25 protein-coding genes are annotated in these 22,011 nt (G+C 61.0%); 9 read left to right on the forward strand and 16 right to left on the reverse strand.

Translation table 11 applies throughout. From position 1 onward, the window contains the following. Positions 1-92 precede the first annotated feature (92 nt). A complete protein-coding gene (locus CCGE531_RS06080; protein WP_120663384.1) occupies positions 93-1,106 on the reverse strand; it encodes a zinc-binding alcohol dehydrogenase family protein in 1,014 nt (337 codons plus the stop codon). 104 nt (positions 1,107-1,210) lie between these two features. Here CCGE531_RS06080 and CCGE531_RS06085 point away from each other — a divergent pair, with 104 nt between their 5' ends. Beyond that, complete coding sequence (locus tag CCGE531_RS06085) at positions 1,211-1,615, forward strand: helix-turn-helix domain-containing protein (RefSeq protein WP_120666545.1); 405 nt, start codon at positions 1,211-1,213, stop codon at positions 1,613-1,615. Here CCGE531_RS06085 and CCGE531_RS06090 read toward each other — a convergent pair. Beyond that, on the reverse strand, positions 1,580-2,788 hold the full coding sequence (locus tag CCGE531_RS06090) for an MFS transporter (RefSeq protein ID WP_245459081.1): 1,209 nt from the start codon (positions 2,786-2,788) through the stop codon (positions 1,580-1,582). The genes CCGE531_RS06085 and CCGE531_RS06090 overlap by 36 nt on opposite strands. Before the next feature lie 327 nt (positions 2,789-3,115). Between CCGE531_RS06090 and CCGE531_RS06095 the strand changes: the two genes are divergently transcribed. Further along, positions 3,116-4,063: a diacylglycerol kinase family protein gene (locus CCGE531_RS06095; RefSeq protein WP_120663386.1), complete on the forward strand. Its 948-nt coding sequence runs from the start codon at positions 3,116-3,118 to the stop codon at positions 4,061-4,063. Positions 4,064-4,068: 5 nt separating this feature from the next. Here the strand turns inward: CCGE531_RS06095 and CCGE531_RS06100 are convergent, their stop codons facing one another. Then, complete coding sequence (locus CCGE531_RS06100; RefSeq protein WP_120663387.1) at positions 4,069-5,409, reverse strand: glutamine synthetase family protein; 1,341 nt, start codon at positions 5,407-5,409, stop codon at positions 4,069-4,071. Between the two features lie 292 nt (positions 5,410-5,701). Between CCGE531_RS06100 and CCGE531_RS06105 the strand changes: the two genes are divergently transcribed. After that, a complete protein-coding gene (locus CCGE531_RS06105) occupies positions 5,702-7,069 on the forward strand; it encodes an aspartate aminotransferase family protein (RefSeq protein ID WP_120663388.1) in 1,368 nt (455 codons plus the stop codon). Here CCGE531_RS06105 and CCGE531_RS06110 read toward each other — a convergent pair whose 3' ends face one another. Continuing rightward, a complete protein-coding gene (locus CCGE531_RS06110) occupies positions 7,070-7,690 on the reverse strand; it encodes an NUDIX hydrolase (RefSeq protein WP_120663389.1) in 621 nt (206 codons plus the stop codon). 50 nt (positions 7,691-7,740) lie between these two features. Continuing rightward, a complete protein-coding gene (locus CCGE531_RS06115; protein WP_120666547.1) occupies positions 7,741-8,760 on the reverse strand; it encodes a glycosyltransferase family 2 protein in 1,020 nt (339 codons plus the stop codon). A 95-nt stretch (positions 8,761-8,855) separates the two neighbouring features. Between CCGE531_RS06115 and CCGE531_RS06120 the strand changes: the two genes are divergently transcribed. Then, the gene (locus tag CCGE531_RS06120) at positions 8,856-9,815 is read left to right on the forward strand and encodes a lysylphosphatidylglycerol synthase domain-containing protein (RefSeq protein WP_120663390.1); all 960 of its coding nucleotides are present in this window, start codon (positions 8,856-8,858) and stop codon (positions 9,813-9,815) included. Between the two features lie 5 nt (positions 9,816-9,820). Here CCGE531_RS06120 and CCGE531_RS06125 read toward each other — a convergent pair whose 3' ends face one another. Genes CCGE531_RS06125 through CCGE531_RS06140 form a run of 4 tightly spaced genes read right to left on the reverse strand, consistent with a single transcriptional unit; the run spans position 9,821 to position 12,201 of the window. Beyond that, a complete protein-coding gene (locus CCGE531_RS06125; protein ID WP_162943945.1) occupies positions 9,821-11,062 on the reverse strand; it encodes an RNA polymerase sigma factor in 1,242 nt (413 codons plus the stop codon). Positions 11,063-11,072: 10 nt separating this feature from the next. Beyond that, positions 11,073-11,450 (reverse strand): YciI family protein, encoded by a 378-nt coding sequence (locus CCGE531_RS06130; protein WP_120663392.1) that lies wholly within the window; start codon positions 11,448-11,450, stop codon positions 11,073-11,075. A gap of 18 nt (positions 11,451-11,468) precedes the next feature. Beyond that, positions 11,469-11,831, reverse strand: coding sequence for a YciI family protein (locus CCGE531_RS06135; RefSeq protein ID WP_120663393.1), 363 nt, complete (start codon positions 11,829-11,831; stop codon positions 11,469-11,471). Between the two features lie 10 nt (positions 11,832-11,841). Then, positions 11,842-12,201 (reverse strand): YciI family protein, encoded by a 360-nt coding sequence (locus CCGE531_RS06140; RefSeq protein WP_120663394.1) that lies wholly within the window; start codon positions 12,199-12,201, stop codon positions 11,842-11,844. Positions 12,202-12,408: 207 nt separating this feature from the next. Between CCGE531_RS06140 and CCGE531_RS06145 the strand changes: the two genes are divergently transcribed. Next, entirely contained in the window at positions 12,409-12,591 is a 183-nt protein-coding gene (locus tag CCGE531_RS06145) for a hypothetical protein (protein ID WP_245458993.1), read from the forward strand. Positions 12,592-12,683: 92 nt separating this feature from the next. Here the strand turns inward: CCGE531_RS06145 and CCGE531_RS06150 are convergent, their stop codons facing one another. The 4 genes from CCGE531_RS06150 to CCGE531_RS06160 form a co-directional block, all read right to left on the reverse strand. Further along, entirely contained in the window at positions 12,684-12,935 is a 252-nt protein-coding gene (locus tag CCGE531_RS06150; RefSeq protein WP_120663396.1) for a hypothetical protein, read from the reverse strand. Between the two features lie 41 nt (positions 12,936-12,976). Beyond that, on the reverse strand, positions 12,977-14,479 hold the full coding sequence (locus tag CCGE531_RS06155) for an AMP nucleosidase (protein WP_120663397.1): 1,503 nt from the start codon (positions 14,477-14,479) through the stop codon (positions 12,977-12,979). Between the two features lie 119 nt (positions 14,480-14,598). Next, positions 14,599-14,775 carry a hypothetical protein gene (locus CCGE531_RS34145; protein ID WP_162943852.1) on the reverse strand — a complete coding sequence of 59 codons (177 nt, stop codon included), beginning with the start codon at positions 14,773-14,775 and terminating at the stop codon, positions 14,599-14,601. A gap of 204 nt (positions 14,776-14,979) precedes the next feature. Continuing rightward, complete coding sequence (locus CCGE531_RS06160) at positions 14,980-15,318, reverse strand: DUF2147 domain-containing protein (protein WP_120663398.1); 339 nt, start codon at positions 15,316-15,318, stop codon at positions 14,980-14,982. Between the two features lie 468 nt (positions 15,319-15,786). Here CCGE531_RS06160 and CCGE531_RS06165 point away from each other — a divergent pair, with 468 nt between their 5' ends. After that, complete coding sequence (locus CCGE531_RS06165) at positions 15,787-16,050, forward strand: sel1 repeat family protein (RefSeq protein ID WP_120663399.1); 264 nt, start codon at positions 15,787-15,789, stop codon at positions 16,048-16,050. A gap of 221 nt (positions 16,051-16,271) precedes the next feature. Here the strand turns inward: CCGE531_RS06165 and CCGE531_RS06170 are convergent, their stop codons facing one another. Together CCGE531_RS06170 and CCGE531_RS06175 are read right to left on the reverse strand one after the other, a co-directional pair. Beyond that, positions 16,272-17,384 carry a pyridoxal phosphate-dependent aminotransferase gene (locus tag CCGE531_RS06170; protein ID WP_120663400.1) on the reverse strand — a complete coding sequence of 371 codons (1,113 nt, stop codon included), beginning with the start codon at positions 17,382-17,384 and terminating at the stop codon, positions 16,272-16,274. Between the two features lie 205 nt (positions 17,385-17,589). Next, positions 17,590-18,213, reverse strand: coding sequence for a pyridoxamine 5'-phosphate oxidase family protein (locus CCGE531_RS06175; protein WP_120666549.1), 624 nt, complete (start codon positions 18,211-18,213; stop codon positions 17,590-17,592). A 174-nt stretch (positions 18,214-18,387) separates the two neighbouring features. Here CCGE531_RS06175 and CCGE531_RS06180 point away from each other — a divergent pair, with 174 nt between their 5' ends. Then, entirely contained in the window at positions 18,388-19,326 is a 939-nt protein-coding gene (locus tag CCGE531_RS06180; RefSeq protein ID WP_205586472.1) for a LysR family transcriptional regulator, read from the forward strand. Positions 19,327-19,340: 14 nt separating this feature from the next. Here CCGE531_RS06180 and CCGE531_RS06185 read toward each other — a convergent pair whose 3' ends face one another. Then, complete coding sequence (locus CCGE531_RS06185) at positions 19,341-19,733, reverse strand: PilZ domain-containing protein (protein WP_162943853.1); 393 nt, start codon at positions 19,731-19,733, stop codon at positions 19,341-19,343. Between the two features lie 310 nt (positions 19,734-20,043). Between CCGE531_RS06185 and CCGE531_RS06190 the strand changes: the two genes are divergently transcribed. Together CCGE531_RS06190 and CCGE531_RS06195 are read left to right on the forward strand one after the other, a co-directional pair. Further along, a complete protein-coding gene (locus CCGE531_RS06190; RefSeq protein WP_120663402.1) occupies positions 20,044-20,478 on the forward strand; it encodes a glyoxalase superfamily protein in 435 nt (144 codons plus the stop codon). 62 nt (positions 20,479-20,540) lie between these two features. Continuing rightward, on the forward strand, positions 20,541-21,908 hold the full coding sequence (locus CCGE531_RS06195) for an MATE family efflux transporter (protein WP_120663403.1): 1,368 nt from the start codon (positions 20,541-20,543) through the stop codon (positions 21,906-21,908). Positions 21,909-22,011: the final 103 nt, after the last annotated feature.

The following is a 22,011-nucleotide window of genomic DNA, read 5'->3' on the forward strand; positions in this document are numbered from 1 at the left end:
TTTGTGCGATGCAACAAAGCGTCGTGCAAATGCGTTGAATTGCAATGGCCGGATGTTCCGCATCCGGCCTGAATTGTCCTGCATTTCCGCCTTTAGAAGCCCGCGAGGACGACCTTGCCCTTCATCTTGCCGGTCTCGACAAGGGCATGCGCCTTCTTCAAATTTTCCGCATTGATCGCGCCTCCGGTCTCCGTCAGCGTCGAGCGAATCTTGCCGGCATCCACGAGCTCGGCGACCTTCGTCAGTAGCCTGTGCTGTTCGATCATGTCGGCCGTGTTGAAGAGGGGGCGGGTGAACATCAGCTCCCAGTGGATCGACACCGCCTTGCGCTTGAAGGGCACGACATCCAGCGTCTTCGGATCGTCGATCAGGACGAACCGGCCCTGCGGCGCGATGGCTTCGACGATCGAGCCGATGTGGTCTGACGTGTTCGTCGTCGAAAACACGAAGGCGGGAGCGCCGATGCCGAGCGCCTCGATCTCAGGCGCAAGCGGCTTCGAATGATCGATGACGTGATGGGCGCCGAGTTCCTTTACCCAAGCCTGCGTTTCCGGCCGCGACGCCGTAGCGATGACAGTGAGATCGGTCAGCGCGCGGGCGATCTGGATGGCAATCGACCCGACCCCGCCGCCACCGCCGATGATGAGGATGGCATTGGCGACGCCGGGAACCGGGTCCTGCACCTTCAGCCGGTCGAACAGCGCCTCATAAGCGGTGATCGAGGTCAGCGGTAATGCGGCGGCCGCCGGAAAATCGAGGCTCTTCGGCTTGGCGCCGACGATGCGCTCGTCGACGAGATGGAATTCGGCATTGGAGCCGCCGCGATTGATGGCGCCGGCATAGAAGACTGCGTCTCCCGGCTTGAACATGGTGACATCGGGACCTACAGCCTTGACGATACCGGCGGCATCCCAGCCCAGAATCTTGTATTCGCCTTCGGGCGGGGCGACATTGGCGCGGACTTTGACATCGACCGGATTGACGGAAACGGCCTTCACTTCGACGAGTAGGTCATGACCTTTTGCCTCGGGCATCGGCAGCTCGATGTCGACCAGCGATGTCTCTGCGGAAATGGGTTGCGGTTGCTTGTAGGCGACTGCGCGCATGGGAGAAGCTCCTGGGTTCGTTGCACAGAGGCTAGATGCGCATTATCGTCAAAAGGCGCAAGAATGCACAAATTCTGTACGTAGGTACAAAAAGGATACTGTCGATGTCGGTTCCCCGTTCCAAGCTTGTCAGGAATTTTCCGGGATGCCCGGTCGAGGCGACGCTGAGCCTGCTCGACGGTAAATGGAAGGGCGTGATCCTGTTTCACCTGATGGAGGGAACGCTGCGCTTCAACGAAATCCGCCGCAAGCTGCCGTCGGTGACGCAGCGCATGCTGACGAAGCAATTGCGGGAATTGGAGGAATCCGGGCTGGTCTCACGCACCGTCTTTCCAGTGGTGCCGCCGCGCGTTGATTATGCGCTGACGCCGCTCGGCGCCAGCTTGCAGCCAATCATCAAGGCAATGGCAGTATGGGGCGAGGAGAACGTGTTCTGCCATAATGGCAGGCAGGAGCTGGCTGCCCCCGCAGGCTCATGCGTGTCCGGTGCGGCGCTCCAGGCCAACTGAGATAGCGAAGACGGCAAGGCCGCCAACTGAGAGGATCGCGCCGACATAGCCGGTCGCAGCAGCCGTGAAGCCCCAGGAAATCACGAGGCCGCCGAGCCAGGCGCCGAGCGCATTGGCGATGTTGAAGGCGGAGTGATTGGAGGCCGCAGCCAGCGTCTGCGCATCCGCCGCCACATCCATCAGGCGCGTCTGCACGGCCGGACAGGCGGCGAAGCCGCAGCCGATCAGGAAGACGCAGATGCAGAGCATGACGGGATTGGCAGCCGTCAGCGAGAAGAGCGTCATGATGACGATGTTGAAGATCATCATGCCGCCGATCGTTCCCTTGATCGAGATGTCGCCGAGGCGCGAACCAACGACGTTACCGACATTCATGCCGATGCCGAAGAGCGCAAGCACGACAGGCACCATGGCGGTGCCGAGGCCGGCAACGTCGGTGGTCGTCGTCGCGACGTAGCTGAAGATGGAAAACATGCCGCCGAAGCCGACGGCGGCGACGGCAAGCGAAAGCCAAACCTGGATACGCTTCAGCGCACCCAGTTCGCGGGTGATGCTGGCGCCTTCCTCGACCTTGTCCCTTGGCAGGAAGAGGGCGATGAGCAGCATGGTGACGAGGCCGACGCCGCCGACCATCATGAAGGCCGCGCGCCATTCGAGCATCTGCCCGAGGAAGGTAGCAATTGGCGTGCCGATGAGCGTCGCGATCGTGAGACCGAGCATGACCTGGCCGACGGCGCGGACGCGGCGATGGACCGGCACCATGGAGGCGGCGACGAGCGCGGCAACGCCGAAATAGGCGCCGTGCGGCAGGCCGGTGATGAAGCGCAGTATCGTGAAGCTTTCGAAGGTCGGCGCAAAGGCGCTGGAAATATTGCCGGCGGCAAAGATCGCCATCATCAGCAGGAGCAGCGTGCGCCGCGCCATCTTGGCGGCAAGCACGGCAATGATCGGCGCGCCGACAACGACGCCGAGGGCATAGGCGCTGATCACATGGCCCGCTTCCGGCGTGCTGACGCCGAAGGTGCCGGCGACGTTGGGCAGAAGTCCCATGATGACGAATTCGCCCGTGCCGATGCCGAAGCTGCCGACGGCCAGAGCCAAGGTCACCAGCGCGATGGCGGCTCGCGACGGCGCTTCCAGGGAAGTTTGGGTATCGAGGGCCTCGACGGCTATATCGCTCACGAAAACTCCTTGGGCGGCAGCCGGACTAGATGCCGCGAATCACGCACCGAACCCCGGTTTCGGCGTTCGGTGCATCAAGACGGAATAAGGGACTGAAAGGGCACGGACATGCCTCGCGCGACAATATCGATGACACCGGTACTTCTGTCCCGTGCATTTCTTGCAGTGCAGCATATCCCGTGATGCATAAGTGCGCGCCGCACAATCCGACGGAGGCGACGATTCTTGAAATCGCGTCGTCCGGAACCATTTGTGAAGGAGCGCACGGGGCTTCAGCCCCTTATTGAAATAAAGTTTGCGGAAAAACCGAGAGCCCCAATGAAACTGATCGGCTTTTTCAATCGTGATGGCGGTACTTTCCGCACGACGGACATGACGGCCTACGAGAGGACAGCGGAACAGGTCTTCCGCGACGCCGGTCACGATTTCGAGGCCGTGGTCGTGGAGGGACGCAACATCGTCTCGGCGATGGAGCGCGCGGCGCGGCGTGACGACATTGACGGGATTGTTGCCGGCGGCGGGGATGGCACGATTTCGGCCGCTGCCGCCATCGCCTGGAAGAACGGCGTCGCTCTTGGCGTCATTCCGGCCGGCACCATGAACCTGTTTGCCCGTTCGCTACGCCTGCCGCTCGACATCTGGCAGACGCTGGGCGTGCTGGCGAAGGGCGAGGTCGACAATGTCGATATCGGCAGTGCTAACGGTCGCGCCTTCGTGCACCAGTTTTCGGCGGGCCTGCATGCACGCATGGTGCGCTATCGCAACGGCTATACCTATCGCTCGCGCATCGGCAAAATGTCGGCCAGCACCCGGGCCGCCTTCGGCGTCATCGCCAACCCGCCGGAATTCGACGTCGATTTCGAGGCCGGCGGCATTCGCGAGCGCCGGCATGTCTCGGCGATCTCCGTTTCCAACAACCCTTTCGGCGCCAACGCGCTGCTTTACGCCGATAGCCTGCGCAGCGGCGAGCTCGGCTTCTACACCGCAAAGCCCCTGCGGCCGCTTGGCGTTGCCCGTCTTGCCATCGACATGTTGCGCGGTCGAGTTCGCGAAAACAACGATGTCATGGTCATGCATGCGCCGCAGGTGCATCTGCATTTTCCGAAGCTGCGCCATCTTGCGAACTGCGTTATGGACGGCGAGCTCCTGCCGCTCGAGCGCGACGTGACGCTCAAGGTGCATCCCGGCGAACTCAAGGTGATGGTCCGAGAGGGAACCGCCGCCAGTATCGCCCGCGAGGGCGCCGTCGACAGCGTCGCCATCTGACGGATTTAGAGGCGGGGCAGGTAGGTCCGGTAATCGAAATCGGAAACCGTGCGCAGGTGGCGGAGCGCTTCCTTGTGCTTCGTCTCGCCGTAGAGCTTCTGATATCGCTCGCCGAAAATATCGGCAATGAAGGCGGAGGCGCGGAAGCGCTCGACGGCGGTCAGGAAATCATGCGTCAGCCGTGGCGCGTCGGCCGGCACATGGGACGGCGTCGTTTCCTCGCCGGGGTCCAGGTCGTTCTTCAGGCCGAGCAGCATGCCACCAAGGATTGCCGCCAGCATCAGATAAGGGTTGGCGTCGGCGCCGGCGACGCGGTGCTCGATGCGCGCACCCGGCCCATCTTTCTCGGGAATGCGCACGGCGGTGCCGCGATGGCCGTAACCCCAGGTCAGGTCTACAGGGGCGAACGAGCCCGGCTGGAAACGGCGATAGGAATTGGCATAGGGCGCAAAAATGAGCTGCGCATCCTGCAGCGTCAGCAGCAGTCCGGCGCAGATCGACTTCAGTCTCTTCGGCTCGCCGCCTGCCGCATCGAGGATATTACGGCCCTCGCCGTCGATGATGCTGGCATGCACATGCAGCCCCGAGCCGGCATGATCGGTGTAGGGCTTGGCCATGCAGGTCGATTTCAAGCCATGCTTGCGGGCGGCCTGCTCGGCTATGCGCTTGAGCATAATGCAATCATCCGCAGCGGCCAGCGGATCCGGGCGATGCAAAAGGTTGACTTCGAACTGGCCCGGGCCGAATTCCGCCGTTGTCGCATCCGCCGGCAGCCCCTGTGCCCGCGCATAGCTGCGCAGCGTTTCGAGGTAATCGTCGAGGAGATCGACGGCATCCATGTCGTAGAGCTGAAAGCCGTTCGGTTCGCCTTGGTAGGTCAAGGCCGCCGGTGGCGAGGGGATGCCTCTGTCGCGCCAGTCTCCAGCCAGCAGATAGAATTCCAGCTCGGTCGCGATGACGGGCGTCAGGCCGAGCGCCGTGTAGCGGTCGACGACGGCGGAAAGAATGGCGCGCGGATCCTGAAAGCTCGCGCTGCCGTCGAGTTCATGCATGGTGGCCAGCACCTGCTTCGATCCCGGCGGCGCCCAAGGCATGTCGGCCAGCGTGCGCTCATCGGCAACGCAGGTCCCGTCCGGATCGCCGATCGTCATCGACAGTCCGGTGATCTCGTCATTGTCGTAGCCCCAGATATCGAGCGATTGCGTCGAGGTCGGCAGCCGCACGGCGCCGGACCAGACCTTCTTTTCGGCCGCAATCGGGATCTGCTTGCCTCTGAGCCGGCCGTTCATGTCCGAGATCAGCACTTCGATGCGCGCGTTACCTTCGGTTGCGTTGTCGGCCGCCATGCTCTTGTAAATCCCCGATGCTCAAGGCATGGTCGTAAACCATGATAGCTTCCAGTCAAGTCTGGCCATGCTGCGGCTTGGAGCTTAGCCCCTCACCCTAGCCCTCTCCCCGCAAATGCGGGGAGAGGGGACCCGCCAGTGCTCGGCCGCGGCTCAAGCGAACGGGGTCTAGCAGGATAACCCCCTCTCCCCGTTCGACGGGGAGAGGGCTGGGGTGAGGGGCCGTGCACATAATCGCGGCGCTGACAGATTTGCCTGACAAGCACTAATTCAAACAGGGTTCGAATAAGCCATGCCCGATACATCCAAGCGCTCCAATCTCGCCGCCCTTGATGCCGCCCATCATCTCCACCCCTTCGCCGATATGAAGAAATTGAACGCGGATGGCGCGCGGATCATCCAGCGCGGCGAGGGCGTCTACATCTTCGATAGCAACGGCAAGAAATATCTGGATGGATTCGCCGGTCTCTGGTGCGTCAATATCGGCTATGGCCGTACGGAGATCGCCGATGCCGCGATCCGGCAGATGAACGAGCTGCCCTATTACAACACCTTCTTCGGCACCACGACCACGCCGGCAACGCTGCTGTCGGAAAAGGTCTGCGCCCATGCAGGGCCGCATTTCAACCACGTCTTCTTCACCAATTCCGGTTCGGAGGCCAATGACACCTGGTTCCGTATGGCGCGGGTCTACTGGGGCGCTGTCGGCAAGCCCACCAAGAAAGCCGTCATTGCCCGCAGGAACGGCTATCACGGCTCGACGGTTGCCGGCGCCAGCATGGGCGGCATGAAATATATGCATGAGCAGGGCGACCTGCCGATCCCGGGCGTCGTTCATATCGGCCAGCCCTATTGGTATGCCGAGGGCGGCGATCTCTCGCCGGAGGAGTTCGGCCTCAAGGTCGCCCGCGAACTGGAAGCGAAGATCGGCGAATTGGGCGAGGATAATGTCGCGGCCTTCATCGCCGAGCCGGTGCAGGGCGCGGGCGGCGTCATCATCCCGCCGTCCACCTACTGGCCGGAGATCGCGCGCATCTGCAAGGCGAGGAACATTCTGCTCGTCTGCGATGAAGTCATCTGCGGCTTCGGCCGTCTCGGCGCATGGTTCGGCTATCAGCATTTCGGCGTCGAGCCCGATCTCGCGCCGATCGCCAAGGGCCTTTCGTCAGGCTACCTGCCAATCGGCGGCGTGCTTGTCAGCGACCGCATCGCCGATGTGCTCATCAACGAAGTCGGCGAATTCAATCACGGCTTCACCTATTCCGGCCACCCGGTCTGCGCGGCCGCCGCCCTCGAAAACCTGCGGATCATCGAAGAAGAAAGACTGGTCGAGCGCGTGCGTGACGATATCGGTCCCTATTTCGCCAGAGCCTGGGGCAATCTTGCCGATCATGACATGGTCGGCGAAGCTGTCAGCATCGGCCTGATGGGCGGCCTGCAGCTCGCCGCTGACAAATCGACACGCCGGCGCTTCGTGAAGCCGGATGCGATCGGCTCGGCCGTGCGCAACCATGCCCTGGCGAACGGCCTGGTGCTGCGCGCCACCGGCGACCGCATGCTGGCCTCGCCGCCGCTCGTCATCAGCCATGAGGAAGTGGATGCCATGGTACGCATCGCGCGCGGCGCGCTCGATGCCGTCTGGGCGGAGGTGACGTCGTGATCAGGGCTTGGGTTCTGGTACAGGCACGTCCCACTTGCCCGCCTTGTGAAGAGCAAGGGTCAGCGCCGCAACATGGATGACCTGGATCATCTTGCCTTCCAGCGCCAGCTCTATCGCCTGGCGGATCGGCATGCGGATCAATCGGATGCGCTCGGTCGGGTCTTCCGCCGGCTTGGTGGCAAGCTCGACATTGCGGGCAATGACGATATGCGAGTGGTTGGTATGCGTGGCCGGATTGGGCGCAAGCTTTCCGACATACTCCCAGTCGATGGAAGAGAGGCCGGTTTCTTCGCGCAGCTCGCGCGCTGCGGCTTCGACCGGGCTTGCATCGCTCGCATCCACGGCGCCGCCGGGAAGCTCGAGCGCCACGACACCCAATCCATGACGATATTGCTGGACGAGATAGATATGATCCTCGGCATCGAGCGCGATGATCCCGACCCAATCGGGATATTCCAGCACGTAATAGGGCGCGATCTCCACGCCGTCGGCCGTCACGCAGCTGTCGGCGCGGACTTTAAGCCAGCGATCATGAACCAGATGCGTTGAGTTCGTCGTCTGCCAGGACGGGAGATCCGCGGTGTCGGACAGCAGGCTTGCGATATCGTCTTTCGGGCTCATGCGCGGTTCAGCTCCTGTTGCGGATAAGTCCGCGCATAAGCGAACGATGCCTAAGCGTCTTGGTGATCACGGTCGAAGATCTTGCGCACGATATAGTTCGGCGAGAGATCGTCGCGGTAGTAGATGCGCGCGATCATCTCGGCGAGGATGCCCGTGGTGATCATCTGGACCGACGACAAGAGCAGCACGACGCCGACCATCAGCAGCGGACGGCTGCCGATATCGTCGCCGAAGATGAACTTGTCGACGAAGAGCCAGAGCAGGATCAGGGTAGCGAGCGCGCCGAGGCCGAGACCGAGCGAGCCGAAGAAATGGCCCGGCCGCGCCTTGTAGCGCATGAAGAACATTACCGACAGCAGGTCGAGAATGACACGGAAGGTGCGGGAAATCCCGTATTTCGAGGTGCCGTGCTGGCGGGCGTGGTGGGTGACGGGAACTTCGCCGATCCGCGAGCTCGGCACGACGCCGGCGACCCAGGCGGGGATGAAGCGATGCATCTCGCCCATCAGCTTCACCTGCTTGATGATGGAGGCGCGGTAGATCTTCAGGCTGCAGCCGTAATCATGCAGCTTGACGCCGGTGATGCGGCCGATCAGGTAATTGGCGCACCAGGAGGGGATCTTGCGCAGCAGGAGGCCGTCCTGGCGGTTCTTGCGCCAGCCGACGAGCAGATCGAGCTGTCGCCGTTCCAGCTCCTCGACCATCGAAGGGATATCCTTCGGGTCGTTCTGCAGGTCGCCATCCATGGTGGCGATCAGGCGGCCGCTTGCCGCATCGATGCCGGCCTGCATGGCGGCCGTCTGGCCGAAATTGCGCTGGAGCTCGACGATGCGCAGCGTCAGCCCGTCGCGCGTGAGCGAGCGGCGGGCATTGACGAGCGTCGCGTCCGTGCTGCCGTCATCGATCAGGATCAGCTCCCAGGATTTGGCAAAGCCCGCCATGGCGGAACAGATGCGCTCGATCAGCGGTCCGACGCTTTCTTCCTCGTTGAAGACGGGCACGACCAGCGAAAGCTCGAGGGGGCTTGCCGTATCGGCCTGGGGGAGGGTCGACTCTGCCGTTGTCTGCAACACTTCTTTCTCCTAAAAGACCGGCAGTACCTGCCGGACGAAACGAGCGAGAAGTCCGGTTTCAGCCTCCGCTCGCCTTTGGGTGCCCTAACTACATGAAGACTCCGACGGTTGCCAGCCGACAGAATTGGTTTATTCGCAACCGAATGACGCTGCTGACGCTCGCGGTCGTCGTGGCTTATGCGGCTTTCATCGAATGGTTCTGGGGATGGAGTTCCATCCTGGCGCAATGGGGCAAGGTCGGCGCCTTGCCGATCCTTCTCGCCCTCGCGCTTCTGACCGGCACCTATTTCCTGCGCACCTGGCGTATCTACGACTATTTCCCGAAGGAAACATCAGGTCGTTTCGCGGCACTGTTCCGCGTCACCCAGGTTCATAATCTGCTGAACATCATGATGCCCTTCCGCACTGGAGAGACCAGTTTTCCCGTGCTGATGCGCTCGGAATTCGGCATTCCGCTGGCGCGTGGAACCTCGGCGCTGTTCGTCATGCGGCTGCTCGACCTGCACGCGCTGCTGGCCGCCGCCGGCATCGGCCTTGCGCTTGCCTCGCCGTATCATGTCCTGGCCTGGATCGTATGGAGTGCTTTCCTGCTCCTGCCGGTCGCAGGCTTTGCCTCCCGCCGGCCGCTGATCCGCCTTGCCGCCCGTATCCTGCCGAAGAAGGCGCAAGGGCTGGTGCATGAGCTTGAACGCGGCCTGCCGGTCGATGCCAGCGCCTTTGCGCGCGCCTGGTTGACGACTGTCATCAACTGGCTGGTGAAGGTCGCCGTACTTGCCTGGGCGCTCGGCCTGATGAACGTCACGCCGCTTTCGGCAAGCTTCGGCGGCGCGCTCGGCGGCGAGCTGTCCTCCGTCCTGCCGGTGCATGCGCCGGGTGGTGTTGGCACCTATCCGGCGGGCATCACCGCCGGCGCCATGGCCTTCGGTGCCTCGGGCGAGAAGGCGGCGATCGAAAATCTCGCCCAGGCCAGCATCAATGCCCACCTGCTGATCGTCGTTTCGGCGCTGACGGGGACCGCGATCGGATTGCTGGTTTCGCGCAAGCGCGGCTGATCTGGCTATTGCAGCGTCCTGCTCTCAAGCTCTGCCAACCGCTTGCGCAGGAATGCCTGCTCCGGCGCCTGCTGACACAGCGAAAGCGCCGTCTCGTAGGATTGCCGCGCCTCGTCCGATCGTCCGAGCTGCCTGAGGAAATCGGCCTTTGCGGCATGGGTGAGGTGATACCGCGCCATGCGCTCCTCCTGCAGCAGCCCGTCGACGATGGAAAGTGCTGCCGTTGGACCATCGCACATGCAGATGGCGACCGCCCGGTTGAGTTCGATCACGGGCGAGGGGCTTGCCGTCAGCAGCAGGTCGTAGAGCGTCACGAGCTGGCGCCAATCGGTATCGTCTGCGGTCACGGCGCGGGCATGTTCCGCCGCGATCGCGGCCTGCAGCGCGTAGCTGCCGACACTATCGGCCGCCATCGCTCGCGCCGACAATGCTAGGCCTTCACGGATCTGGCCGTGATCCCAGAGCGCGCGATCCTGATCGACAAGCAGCACCAGATCGCCTGATGCCTCGGTGCGCGCAAGCCGCCGCGAATCCTGCAGCAGCATGATCGCAAGCAGCCCCTCGACCTCGGAATCCGGCATTAGCTGCAGCAAAAGCCTGCCGAGGCGAATGGCCTCGGCCGCAAGGTCGGCGCGGACGATCGCCGAGCCTGATGATGCCGAATAGCCCTCGTTGAAGACGAGATAGACGACGTGCAGCACCTGCGCCAGACGCTCCGGCAGCTCGGTCTTGCCGGGCACTTCATAGGGAATATGGGCGGTGCGGATGCGGTTCTTGGCGCGCACGATGCGTTGGGCGACGGTGGGCGCCGGGATCAGGAAGGCATGGGCGATTTCTTCCGTCGTCAGGCCGCAGACTTCGCGCAACGCCATCGCCATGCGCGCTTCGGCCGGCACGAGCGGATGGCAGCAGGTGAAGATCAGCCGCAGCATGTCGTCTTCGATCTCCTCGTTTTCGGCGATTTCCATCGCCTCTCCCTCCGGATAAAGGCTGTCTGTAATGTCCGAGCGGGCCGCATCGAAGCGTGTTCGCCGTCGGATGTGGTCGATGGCGCGGAAGCGTCCGGCGGAGACGAGCCAGGCATAGGGATTGGCCGGGATGGTCTCGGCAGTCCATTGTTGCGCTGCCGCCGCGAAAGCATCGTGAAGCGCTTCCTCGGCCCGGTCGAAATCACCGAGCAGACGGATGAGCGTTGCCAACACGCGGCGCGAATGGCTGCGATAGATGCCCTCGATGGTCTGGTTCAGCGACACGGTGTCAGCCTTCCTCCGCCAGGTCTCCCCGAAGGGTCAGGATACGCACCGGACGGATCTCGATGGCGCCGTGGCGCGCCGAAGGAATGCGCTTGGCAATATCGGTTGCGCTATCCAGATCTGGGGCATCGATGAGATAGAACCCGGCCAGATATTCCTTCGTCTCCACGAACGGCCCGTCCGTCACCGAAAACCTGTCGCCGTCGGGGCGGATGACGATCGATTTGTTTCTAAGCTCCAGCGCATCCGAAACGATCAGCGTTCCGTCCTGCCGCAAGCCTTCGTCAAAGACGAAATGCTCGCCGATCAGATGGTTCATTTCGTTCTGCGTCAGCCTTCCGTCGACATCGACGGATGTGTAGATCAGACATAGAAACCGCATGTCCTTTTTCCTCCGCAGCTATTCGTCCGGAAAGCGGATGTCGAAGGCCGCGCGAACCTCGATCATGCCGTAGCGCGCGACGGGGAAGGTGGCGGCGATATCAATTGCTTCCTCCATGTCCCGCGCCTCGATCAGCACGAAACCGCCGAGATGCTCCTTGATCTCGGCGAAAGGGCCGTCGGTGACGACCGCGTCACCCTTGCGCACCCGAACCGTTCTGGCGGTCTCCGGCTCGCGCAAAGCGTTGGCGACGATGAGATGGCCGCTCTCGCGCAGCTGATTGTCCTTGCCGATCGAATCCCGCGTCAGCTTTCGTCCTTCCTCTTCGGAAAGCTTGGCGATCTCGGTGCTATCAAACCATACTTGGCAAAGGAATTTCATCTTAGCCTCCTCAAACGTCAGGGCCGAAGGAATGGATCGGCCGCACCTCGATGCTGCCGAGCTTTGCGAGCGGGATGCCGGCGGCGACGCGGATCGCGTCGTTCAGGTCTTTCGCTTCGATCAGGATGAAGCCGCCGAGATATTCCTTGGTTTCGATGAAGGGACCATCGGTCACCGATGTCTCGCCGTTGCGGACCCGCACCGTCACCGCCGAGCTTGGCGACTGCAGCGCCTCGGCATGGATCATGTGGCCGCTCGCCATCAGATCACGGTCATAGCCGAGCGAATCCAAACCGAGCCTGTGTTTTTCCTCTTTGGTCCTAGCGGCGAGCATCGCGCCATCGAACCAGACTTGGCAGAGATATTTCATCACAGCGTCTCCTCTTTCAATTTGCTGACAGCCATAGACGAGCGACCCGCCTGCAAATCGACATCCCGATGCGCAGCATGACAAAAATTTTCGGCCCTGTCGAAAAAGGCGATCACCAGTCGACCAGTTTCGTCAACTCGATAAGGAGAGACGGAAATGTACAGTCTGGAAGCCGCAATCGTTCATTATTGGCAACGGAAGACGCTGTTGGAAAAGGAATTGCTTGATGCAGCGGATGCCGGGAGGGTCGTGTACCGCATCTGGATCGGATTTGCAGGCTTTGCCTTGCTGATCCTTTGCCTGAGCTGGGGCGCGGCGCCAAACGACGAACGGCCGCAAGTCGCGGGGAGCCAAAACATCGGCATCGTCACCCCCGTGATTGAGAATTAGGAAATAGGGAGCTTGTGTTAAAAGCGCTGCACAAAATCCGAAATGGCAGCATAAAATCTGGAGATCTCACCGATTGGCGCGTCGTTGTCAGGTCAAATCGCGATCAGCGCATCAAGATTAGTCTTGATCGCATGGAAGGTGTCCAAAGCTTCCTGCTCACTGCCGATAAAAACAGTATGAGCCATGCTGCCGTAAAGGCCGCAGGTAATTGCAAACGGCACGCGAACACACCTTTCAAGTGTGACGCGCGCGCCGTCGCTATGTTCTTCGTCCAAAAGAATAATGCCGCATTCTGAACCCTGATGGCCGATTGTCGAACCGCCATCAAAGTTTATCCACGCCACGTATTCTCCTCGGTCAATTGTGATAGCGGCCTATCTATATATCACTGGAACGCCGTTTCGAAGAAGCTGCGCAGCTTGCGCGAATGCAGTGCTTCCGGCGGCATGGCGGCCAGCTTCTGAATGGCGCGGATGCCGATCTGCAGATGCTGGTTCACCTGCGTGCGATAAAAGGCGGTCGCCATGCCCGGCAGCTTCAACTCGCCATGCAACGGCTTGTCAGAAACGCAGAGCAGCGTGCCATAGGGAACGCGGAAGCGGAAGCCGTTGGCGGCGATCGTTGCCGATTCCATGTCGAGCGCGACGGCGCGGGCCTGGGACAGCCGCTTGACGGGGCCGGCCTGATCGCGCAGTTCCCAATTGCGGTTGTCGATGGTGCCGACGGTGCCCGTGCGCATGATGCGCTTCAGCTCGAAGCCTTCATAGCCGGTGATCTCGGCAACGGCAGCCTCAAGCGCCACCTGCACTTCGGCGAGCGCCGGGATCGGCACCCAGACCGGCAGGTCGTCGTCTAGAACGTGATCCTCGCGCATATAGGCATGGGCGAGCACATAGTCGCCGAGGCGCTGGCTGTTGCGCAGGCCGGCGCAATGGCCGAGCATCAGCCAGGCATGCGGGCGCAGCACGGCGACGTGGTCGGTGATCGTCTTGGCGTTGGAGGGGCCGACGCCGATATTGATCATGGTGATGCCGGCATGGCCCTTCTTTTTCAGATGGTAGGCCGGCATCTGCGGCAGCCGCGGCGGCGTGGTGTCACCCTCCGGATGGCTTGCGCCCGCCGGCGTGATGATGTTGCCGGGCTCGACGAAGGCGGTGTAGCCGTCGCCGCCCTTGGCCATCACGTCGCGCGCCCAATTGCAGAATTCGTCGATGTAGAACTGATAGTTCGTAAACAGCACGAAATTCTGGAAATGTGACGCACTGGTCGCGGTGTAGTGGACGAGGCGGGCCAGCGAATAGTCGATGCGCTGCGCGGTGAAGGGCGCAAGCGGCGATGGCTCGCCCGGCGGCGGTATATATTCGCCGTTGGCGATCTCGTCGTCTGTCGTGTTCAGGTCTGGCGTATCGAAGAGGTCGCGCAGCGGAATATCCTCGAAGACGGCGGCGGATGCCTCGACATGCGCACCCTCGCCGAAGGCGAAGTGCAGCGGGATCGGCGTATTCGATTCCGAGACGACCACCGGCACATTGTGGCTGCGCATCAAGAGCGTCAGCTGCTCCTTGAGGTAATGCTTGAAAAGCTGCGGGCGTGTGATCGTCGTCGTGTAGACGCCGGGCGCCGTGACATGGCCGTAGGAAAGACGCGAATCGACATGGCCGAAGCTGGTCGTCTCGATGCTGACCTGCGGATAGAAGGCGCGGTAGCGCGCCATGATCGGCGCGCCTTTGGCGAGCTTGGTGAAATTGTCGATCAGGAAGGCGGTATTGCGCTCGTAAAGCTCCGTCAGCGCCTCGACGGCTTTGCCCGGATCATCGAAGGTCCGCGACTGGAACGGGCTGGGGGAGGAGATGTCGAGGGGTGAAAAAGGAGAGATTCTGTTGCTCATGAGCCATTATAGAGTGTCGTTGGTAACAATCAAACGACGTCACAAGAGGTGGCCCGGATTCTCGCAGCTATTTTTGCAGCCATGCTCAAGGCCTGCGCGGGTCGTCGCGCAGGCATTCGTCATTGCACCGTAGTGCAATAAGGCGTGCCGGTCTCCACACAGGTGAAGCTTGCACCGAAATGCGACTGCGCGCCGCTGCGGCCCGCGTTTTCGACCGCAACCGAGAAGCTGAATGCAAAGATGGCGGCAAACAGCATGATGATGACGAAACGCCGTGCCATGATGATCGAGTCCATGTCCGTGGCCCTACCCGTGCCCTATACTGGACACTGTTTTGCCATGGTCAGGCTGAACAGGTGCTGAGATACCGGTTCATCCGGCGTTCATAAATATGACCGATTTCGAATGGTCGCCTGCGTGTGTCCGCAGGCAAATAAGAACAGGCCTGCCCGACGAAGGCAGGCAGGCCGATGGTGTTTCCTGAATAGGAAATCGCCCTTTTACAGCCTTGTCCAGGTCTGCGACTTGCAGAATATTTTGAGCACGCAGCCCCTCATCTTCACGCTATTGCCGCTCACGGTGCCGGAGCCGCTATAGGTCTTGTCTTCGGAAGGGTCGGTGAGCTCGCCTGAATAGCTGCCGCCCTTGCCCTGCATCTTGCCGATCTGCTTGCCGGCATATTTTCCGGTCTTCAGCGTCACGCAATAGCTGTCCGCGCAGGGCGCGATGACGGCGGTATCGCCCTCAACTGTTTTCCAATTGCCGACGATCGGCTCTTCGGCGAAGGCCGCACTCGCGCTCAGCAGCAGCGCGGCAGCAAGAATGGTGGCACGGATCATGGTGTTATTATTCCTCCCCCAAGGCGCCATCCGGCTCCATAGCCGGGAACGTGGCGAGATTATCTAACGCGAACGTAAAGGTAAATATGGTTTTTATTACGCAATCTCCTGTCCCGCCGGCCACCCACGCCTCATCAAAACAAGCCATCGGATTGAAGTGCGCTGATTTTGTGGTGAAGGAAGGGTTTAAATCCAAATCCTAACAAAACGTAAAGTCCGCCCGAAAATCCTTAATTTGCAAGGGAAGCGATGTTTAACAAAATCCCAAGTTTACCAAGCATTTGTACTTTGTTTGCATCGAATTAAGCATGCATTTTAGGCGTTTTTTGAAGGCCGTCTGCGATAGTGAAGCCATCAAACGAGCGGGGCAAACCCGCCGGCCGGAAGAACCGGAAAGCCGCGAACGACGGCAAGGTTCCGACGGAAAACAGGGCAGATACGAACAGAAGTAAAACAGGGATAAAACCGATGGCACGCTTCGAAACGACGATGTCTGGAAATGCCATGATGGGTGGTAACGGCGCCGATGCCCTTTGCGAATTGGGCGTGAACTACGCGACCGGCAGGGGCTGCGCCGCAGACCTCGTTGCCGCCCACAAATGGTTGAATATCGCCGCCATCCGTGGCAGCGAGCGCGCCGCCGAGCTTCGCGCCGACGTCGCCGCGACCTTGACCAAGATGCAGCTCGCTGCAGCGCTTCGCGCCGCCCGCGAGTGGATGACCACGCACTGAGGCATGCCGAAAACAATACGACTTACTGGCTGATCTCGAAGGAGGGGATGTCGGCGGTCGATGGAGATGCCAGCCGAAATGATGAAAACCGCGACCGGCCGGGACAAGGCAGGCGCGGTTTCGTCGTTTTAGAGCAATTCCAGGAAAAGTGCGCAGCGGTTTTCCGTCCGGAATTGCGTGAGAATATCGACGTAGAGCGATTCCGCGAAACGCTCCACGCCTCAGCCGATCGCCTTCAGCACCTTCGGCAGCGCTTCGGCCAGCAGGTCCAGATCTTGGCTGGGTCCGACGCTGACGCGGATGCAGCGGTTGAGCGGCGCCACGCCAGGCATGCGGATGAAGACGCCATGCTGGATCAGCCCGTCGACGATCGCGCGGGCATAGGTGTCGTCGCGGCCGCAATCGATGGCGACGAAGTTGGTGGCGGAGGCGAGCGGCAGCAGTCCGTTGTCGCGGGCGATCACGCCGATCTCTTCGCGCGCGGCCTGGATTTTACCGACCACCTCGGCGAGATAGGCCTGATCATTCAGCGCGGCGAGGGCCGCTACGGTCGCAAGCCTGTTCATCCCGAAATGGTTGCGGATCTTGTCGAAGGCCAGCACCGTGTCGGGCGCGCCGATGGCATAGCCGACGCGGGCTCCAGCCAGGCCGTAGGCCTTGGAAAAGGTGCGGGTGCGCAAGACATTCGGCTGGTCGATGAGGTCAGAGATATCAGGCAGCGAGCCGGCAGGCCCGGTCTCGCTATAGGCCTCGTCGAGGATCAGCAGGCAGTTTTGCGGTAGCGCGCGGGCAAAGGCGACGATCCTGTCGGCCTCCCACCAGCTTCCCATCGGGTTGTCGGGATTGGCGAAATAGACGAGCGGCGCGTTCGCGCGCTTGACCGCCTCCAGCAACCCATCGAGATCCTCGCGGTCATCGACATAGGGTACGGTGACCAGACGCCCGCCGAAACCGGCAACGTGGAAATTGAAGGTGGGGTAGCCGCCGAGCGAAGTGACAACAGGCGTGCCCGGTTCGATCACCATGCGGGCGATCAGGCCAAGCAGACTGTCGATGCCTTCACCGACGGCGATATTGGCGGATTGAACGCCAAGATGTGCCGCAAGCGCCTGTTTCAGCTCGAAATTTTCCGGATCATTGTACATCCAGATATCGCCGGCCCGTTCGCGCATGGCTGATAGAACGGAAGGCGCAGGCCCGAAGCCGTTTTCATTGGCGCCGATGCGGGCATTGACGCTCAGACCGCGCTGACGCTCCAGCGCTTCGGGGCCGACGAAAGGAACGGTGGAGGGAAGGGCACTGATCAGCGGCGTGAAGCGCGAGAAGGCGGACATGCTGGCTTTGTTTCCCGAATTCAGTTGTAGGGGCGGCAGAATAGGCGCTTGGCGGGTGGTTGCAAGGGCGGAGGCTGTGGAATCCACGTGCGTGGGAGCAAATTCTACCGCGCCGCTAGAGACGACATTTGCCGTCCATAAGCACGCGCCAACCGCGGAAAACGTCGCGTCTGGAACACGCTGCCAGCGCCCCCAAAAGCCGCCGCTATTCCCGTGGTGCAGACATCGCCGCGATCCGCTTTTCCAGTTCGGCGATCTTGTGATCTTTCTCCGCCAGCAGGTTTTGAACGGTGGCAGCATCAATAAGCTGCGGTATGTGCTGCGGGCAGTTCGCGTCCCACGCCGTTACGGTGAACAGGATTACCTGTTCGACCCGGGCATTATACCCGTCCGGAAAGAGGCGCTCGGCGAGTTCAGCATCACCCTCGATCACTCTTGCCTCGCCCCAGATTTTGACGCGCTGCCGATAAGTATAATCCATCAGAAACAAGTGAGCCTTGGGATTTTCGACGAGATTGCCCTGGGTGATGTATTGGCGATTTCCGGCGAAGTCGGCAAAACCAATGGTCTTTCGATCCAGGACCTTCAGAAAGCCGGCCGGACCGCCGCGATGCTGGATATACGGTTGTCCGGCCGCGTTTGCTGTCGCCAGAAACGCGCCCGTGCGGCTCTCGATGAAGGCGGCGATCTCAGCCGTGATATCGGTCTGCCATGACCCTCCGATTTCCATTCTGGCATAACCACGCCTGGAACCCTTGCGACTCTGAATAGCCTTCACGGCGGGAGTGAAGGCGACGTCGCTCGAAAACTCGAAATCTGCACTGGACATCGCCAGCTCCTGACGGTTCGTTATGATCTGAATGGGTTCAACGAATGCCCCGCTGCCTGCGATGCGAGACATTGGACTTCTTTTGCTTCAAGCTTGGTAACGCAAAGGTATTTCCTTCCGATTTATGTGAATATCTGCTATGTTCAGAAATAATCCTCTCATTTTTTGGAAGTCATGCCTGATCGCCTGGAAGCCATGTCCGTCCTTCTCTCCGTCGTCGACGCCGGAAGTCTTTCCGCAGCATCACGTATTCTCGGCGTGCCATTGGCGACTGTCAGCCGCAAGGTGTCGGAGCTTGAGAGTCATCTCGGAACGCGCCTCTTTCAGCGCGCCGGACGCGGCCTCATCCTGACCGAGACAGGCCAGACCTATGTGTCGTCCTGTAGACGCATCCTGGATGACATTGCCGAGGCGGAGCGTACGGCCGCGGGTGAGTTCCAGGCGCCGAAAGGCAATCTGACAATCACTGCGCCGGTCGTCTTCGGTCGATTGCACGTACTGCCTGTCGTCACCGAATTTCTGAAGACCCACCCCGAGATTGACGTCCGGCTCATTCAGTCGGATAGGCTGATCGACCTGCCGGAGGAGCATGTCGATCTGGCCGTCCGAATCGGTAAATTGCCTGACAGCAGCTTGATCTTTCGCAGCGTAGGAGAGGTCAGGCGGGTCGTGTGCGCAAGCCCAGCATATCTACAGGAACGGGGAACACCTGCAGTTCCGGATGATCTCCGTATGCATGACTGTGTCACCTTCGAAAATCTGATGTCGATACGATCATGGTCCTTCTGGAAGGAACGATCGGAAACCAGTGTTCCAATCCATTCCCGGCTCGTCGTCGACACCGCCGAGGCAGCCATCGGCGCCGCGGTCGGCGGGCTCGGTCTTGCCCGCGTGCTCTCCTATCAGGTGAGTAAGCACATATCCGAAGGGGTATTAAGAACCGTTCTTGACGATGCTGAGCAAGACCCTTGGCCGGTCAGTCTGGTCTATCCTTCGCGAGGGCTTATGGCGTTGAAAATCAGAGCCTTCCTCGATTTCGCCGCCCCTCGGTTAAAGGAAAGTCTCGGTAGCCACAGCGAATGGAGAACCGCCGGCAGCGGCGCTCCTGCATAATATCGACTTTGGACCTATCGCCTTCTGCCGCGTGCGGCCATTGCTTCGGCATTGCCGATCATGAAATCGGCGCGTACGACACGGCGCAGTGTTTCCGGTTCGATCAGGTTGATGAAGCGGACGTGGACGCGGTTTTCATTGCGGCTGACCTCGGCGCAGGCGATGCGGTAGGCGAGACCGAGAATGTTCAGGTAGTAATGGCTCGGCAGGCCGACGGTCGTGGCGACGGTGAAGCTGGCGCCGCCGCGCGAGATATCGCTAATTTCGGCGCTGCGCACGGAAATGCCTGTCAGACAGGGACGGACCGCCACGAGACGCGCCGGCCTCTGGACGTAGAACCGTTCCCAGCTGCGTTCGTAGACTTCGGATTTGACTTTCGCCAGATGGGTTGCGCGAAGCATTGTCATTCCCTGTTGAAGAACAGACCGAATTCATCTCGGTTACACTACGAACCTTGCACGGAGATTTTGCGGAAGCGTCAATTCCATAGATAGAATTTTAACGGGTTCGTCTTTTGTGCCGATTTGAGCGCATCTTGACAGCGGGATTGGCTTCGATCATACGGATTGACGGTTCGAGGCGCCTGCCGCTCGCGGATGAAAATCCAAGGTGAAGTCCTCGCAGTTTTGGTCACAGCCATTATAGGGCATGCTGACTGACGGTAATGCGAGCCCCGTTTCACGGTCGTAATTGCGTGCCTTAGCAAAGGCTGATCCTATGACGACGTATCCGTCCATAGATGAATTGAAGGCTCAAGCCCGGCGTTTGCGTCAGGCCATGGCCGAGCGCGGCGACGACATGAGCCACTCGACGACGCTGGAACTGATCGCCAAGCAACATGGGCTGCGCGACTGGAACACGCTATCGGCGCTTGCGGCGAAGCCGAATGACGGGCCTGATGCGCCCTTCGATGTCGGCTCCGCCGTTCGCGGGCGCTACCTGAACCAGCCCTTCACGGGCAGGGTGGTGGCCATGTCGGCGAAATCCGGCGGGCTCTACAAGATATCGATCCATTTCGACGAACCGGTGGATGTGGTGGAGTTCGAGAGCTTCTCGGCCTTCCGCCAACGCATCAATGCCCAGGTCGACTCGGATGGCATCTCGCCGCGCAAGACGTCGAACGGCCTGCCGCATCTGGTTCTCGACATCTGAACGATCTTTCATCGACCGGTTACTATCTCCGCCGATAGCGACTAATTCCGTCCGGATTCCCCATGACGCACAGTACTGAAACCAATATGTTCCTCACCGGCTGGCTGCCCGGCGTCTTTGCCAAAACTGCCGCGCCGATCATCGTCATCACCACGGTCAACGGCCTCTTTGCCGTCGTCGACGCTTATTTCCTCGGCGTCTATGTCGGGGCCGCCGCGCTGTCCGCCGTCAGCCTCATCTTTCCCGCGCTCATGCTGCTGGTCGCGCTGCAGACGCTGGTTTCGAACGGCATGGCGAACATTCTCGCCCGCCGCCTCGGGGCAGGGGATCGCGCTGGCGCGCGAACGGTGTTCACTAGCGCCCATGCGCTGGCGATCGCCGTCGTCATTGCCGTCAACCTCGTCTATTGGCTCGTCGGCCGGCAGGTCATTGCCCTGGCGGCGGCCGGAAACACCGATGTCGCTCAGAGCGCCGAAGCCTTCATGGGCGTCATGATCGCATTCGCGCCGGTCAGTTTTTTCCTGTCGCTGCATATCGATGGCCTGCGCTGCGAGGGAAAGCTCGGCTTCATGACGCTGGTCATGCTCGCCTCGACGCTGCTCAACATCCTGGCAAACTGGCTGCTGATGGCTGTGGCCCATTGGGGTGTCGTCGGCTCCGCCGGCGGTTCGATCCTGGCGCAATTCACCTGCCTGGCGATCATCCTCGCCTATCGTCTGCGTCGCCCCAGCGCGCTTTCGCTCGACATGAAGCTGCACCTGTCCGAATGGCGGGGCATCTTTGCCTATGGCGCACCGATGAGCCTTGGCTTCATCGGTATTTCGCTGAGCTCGGCCGCCATCCTCTTCAACCTGTCGATCTGGCACGAGGGGAATTATGTCGCGACCGTCGGCGCTTATGGGATCGTCACCCGGGTGATGACCTTCGCCTATCTGCCGCTTCTCGGCCTCAGCATCGCTCTGCAGACGATATCGGGCCACAATCATGGTGCGGCACTTCCTGCCCGTGTGGCCCATAGCGTTGTCATCGCCATGGTCTCGGCCCTGGTCTATTGTGCCGCCGTCGAGCTGATCGTCGAGATGCTGGCGGGACACTTAGGGTCAATCTTCGTCGCCGATCCGGTAATCGTCGAAGAAGTCGGCCGCATCCTGCCATGGACGATCGGCGCCTATTTCCTCTTCGGTCAGGCGATCATCCTATCGTCCTACTTTCAATCGATCGGCGATGCCAGGCGCGGCGCGATCTTCGGCCTGTCACGGTCCTACCTGTTCGCGTTGCCGTTGACATTCCTGCTGCCGCTCGTCTTTGGCGAACGGGGGATCTGGATGACACCCATCTTTGCCGAGGCAGGAATGATCCTGCTCACCTGGCTGGTGCTGTCGCGCAATGCCAGGGATAGGAAATGGCGCTACGGCCTGCTGCCCACATGACATGGAAAAGGCCGCGCTTTCGGACGCGGCCTCATTTGGTGGGAAGTGCGCTCCATCCTCGCCCTTCGAGGCTTCGCTCCTCAGGGTGAGGATGGAGCGCACT

The organism is Rhizobium sp. CCGE531 (assembly GCF_003627795.1).
Taxonomy (GTDB): domain Bacteria; phylum Pseudomonadota; class Alphaproteobacteria; order Rhizobiales; family Rhizobiaceae; genus Rhizobium.

Bases quoted from the DNA above. Each gene is read 5' to 3' on its own strand.
- CCGE531_RS06080 (WP_120663384.1), bottom strand. From the start codon at position 1,106: ATGCGCGCAGTCGCCTACAAGCAACCGCAACCCATTTCCGCAGAGACA.
- CCGE531_RS06085 (WP_120666545.1), top strand. From the start codon at position 1,211: ATGTCGGTTCCCCGTTCCAAGCTTGTCAGGAATTTTCCGGGATGCCCG.
- CCGE531_RS06095 (WP_120663386.1), top strand. From the start codon at position 3,116: ATGAAACTGATCGGCTTTTTCAATCGTGATGGCGGTACTTTCCGCACG.
- CCGE531_RS06100 (WP_120663387.1), bottom strand. From the start codon at position 5,409: ATGGCGGCCGACAACGCAACCGAAGGTAACGCGCGCATCGAAGTGCTG.
- CCGE531_RS06105 (WP_120663388.1), top strand. From the start codon at position 5,702: ATGCCCGATACATCCAAGCGCTCCAATCTCGCCGCCCTTGATGCCGCC.
- CCGE531_RS06110 (WP_120663389.1), bottom strand. From the start codon at position 7,690: ATGAGCCCGAAAGACGATATCGCAAGCCTGCTGTCCGACACCGCGGAT.
- CCGE531_RS06120 (WP_120663390.1), top strand. From the start codon at position 8,856: ATGAAGACTCCGACGGTTGCCAGCCGACAGAATTGGTTTATTCGCAAC.
- CCGE531_RS06130 (WP_120663392.1), bottom strand. From the start codon at position 11,450: ATGCGGTTTCTATGTCTGATCTACACATCCGTCGATGTCGACGGAAGG.
- CCGE531_RS06135 (WP_120663393.1), bottom strand. From the start codon at position 11,831: ATGAAATTCCTTTGCCAAGTATGGTTTGATAGCACCGAGATCGCCAAG.
- CCGE531_RS06140 (WP_120663394.1), bottom strand. From the start codon at position 12,201: ATGAAATATCTCTGCCAAGTCTGGTTCGATGGCGCGATGCTCGCCGCT.
- CCGE531_RS06155 (WP_120663397.1), bottom strand. From the start codon at position 14,479: ATGAGCAACAGAATCTCTCCTTTTTCACCCCTCGACATCTCCTCCCCC.
- CCGE531_RS34145 (WP_162943852.1), bottom strand. From the start codon at position 14,775: ATGGACTCGATCATCATGGCACGGCGTTTCGTCATCATCATGCTGTTT.
- CCGE531_RS06160 (WP_120663398.1), bottom strand. From the start codon at position 15,318: ATGATCCGTGCCACCATTCTTGCTGCCGCGCTGCTGCTGAGCGCGAGT.
- CCGE531_RS06165 (WP_120663399.1), top strand. From the start codon at position 15,787: ATGGCACGCTTCGAAACGACGATGTCTGGAAATGCCATGATGGGTGGT.
- CCGE531_RS06170 (WP_120663400.1), bottom strand. From the start codon at position 17,384: ATGTCCGCCTTCTCGCGCTTCACGCCGCTGATCAGTGCCCTTCCCTCC.
- CCGE531_RS06175 (WP_120666549.1), bottom strand. From the start codon at position 18,213: ATGTCCAGTGCAGATTTCGAGTTTTCGAGCGACGTCGCCTTCACTCCC.
- CCGE531_RS06180 (WP_205586472.1), top strand. From the start codon at position 18,388: ATGCCTGATCGCCTGGAAGCCATGTCCGTCCTTCTCTCCGTCGTCGAC.
- CCGE531_RS06185 (WP_162943853.1), bottom strand. From the start codon at position 19,733: ATGACAATGCTTCGCGCAACCCATCTGGCGAAAGTCAAATCCGAAGTC.
- CCGE531_RS06190 (WP_120663402.1), top strand. From the start codon at position 20,044: ATGACGACGTATCCGTCCATAGATGAATTGAAGGCTCAAGCCCGGCGT.
- CCGE531_RS06195 (WP_120663403.1), top strand. From the start codon at position 20,541: ATGACGCACAGTACTGAAACCAATATGTTCCTCACCGGCTGGCTGCCC.